Source organism: Pantoea sp. EKM20T (assembly GCF_011800485.1).
GTDB lineage: Bacteria > Pseudomonadota > Gammaproteobacteria > Enterobacterales > Enterobacteriaceae > Pantoea > Pantoea agglomerans.
In genome coordinates this window covers 1-1,421 of sequence record NZ_JAALFW010000032.1, presented here as the reverse complement: position 1 = coordinate 1,421, position 1,421 = coordinate 1, and the positions used below count along the sequence as shown (strand labels likewise).

Here is a 1,421-nt window from a genome sequence, read left to right as displayed (position 1 = left end):
AAAAACGCCTCTGGCGTTGTAAGGTTAAGCCTCACGGGTCATTAGTACCGGTTAGCTCAACGCATCGCTGCGCTTACACACCCGGCCTATCAACGTCGTAGTCTTCAACGTCCCTTCAGGACTCTCAAGGAGTCAGGGAGAACTCATCTCGGGGCAAGTTTCGTGCTTAGATGCTTTCAGCACTTATCTTTTCCGCACTTAGCTACCGGGCAATGCCATTGGCATGACAACCCGAACACCAGTGGTGCGTTCACTCCGGTCCTCTCGTACTAGGAGCAACCCCCCTCAATTCTCCAGCGCCCACGGCAGATAGGGACCGAACTGTCTCACGACGTTCTAAACCCAGCTCGCGTACCACTTTAAACGGCGAACAGCCGTACCCTTGGGACCTACTTCAGCCCCAGGATGTGATGAGCCGACATCGAGGTGCCAAACACCGCCGTCGATATGAACTCTTGGGCGGTATCAGCCTGTTATCCCCGGAGTACCTTTTATCCGTTGAGCGATGGCCCTTCCATTCAGAACCACCGGATCACTATGACCTGCTTTCGCACCTGCTCGAGCCGTCACTCTCGCAGTCAAGCCAGCTTATGCCATTGCACTAACCTCACGATGTCCGACCGTGATTAGCTGACCTTCGTGCTCCTCCGTTACTCTTTAGGAGGAGACCGCCCCAGTCAAACTACCCACCAGACACTGTCCGCAGCCCGGATTACGGGCCTACGTTAGAACATCAAACATTAAAGGGTGGTATTTCAAGGTTGGCTCCACGCAGACTGGCGTCCGCGCTTCAAAGCCTCCCACCTATCCTACACATCAAGGCTCAATGTTCAGTGTCAAGCTGTAGTAAAGGTTCACGGGGTCTTTCCGTCTTGCCGCGGGTACACTGCATCTTCACAGCGAGTTCAATTTCACTGAGTCTCGGGTGGAGACAGCCTGGCCATCATTACGCCATTCGTGCAGGTCGGAACTTACCCGACAAGGAATTTCGCTACCTTAGGACCGTTATAGTTACGGCCGCCGTTTACCGGGGCTTCGATCAAGAGCTTCTCCTTGCGGATAACCCCATCAATTAACCTTCCGGCACCGGGCAGGCGTCACACCGTATACGTCCACTTTCGTGTTTGCACAGTGCTGTGTTTTTAATAAACAGTTGCAGCCAGCTGGTATCTTCGACTGGCTTCGGCTCGGGGAGCAAGTCCCTCCACCTACGCGCCAGCGTGCCTTCTCCCGAAGTTACGGCACCATTTTGCCTAGTTCCTTCACCCGAGTTCTCTCAAGCGCCTTGGTATTCTCTACCTGACCACCTGTGTCGGTTTGGGGTACGATTCTGTGTTACCTGATGCTTAGAGGCTTTTCCTGGAAGCTGGGCATTTATCACTTCAGCACCGTAGTGCCTCGTCGTCACGCCTCAGCGTTAA

Annotated in this window: 1 rRNA gene; it reads right to left on the bottom strand. The window is 54.0% G+C overall.

From position 1 onward, the window contains the following. Positions 1-20: 20 nt before the first annotated feature. A 23S ribosomal RNA gene (locus HFD94_RS22745) occupies positions 21-1,421 on the bottom strand; the annotation flags it as partial.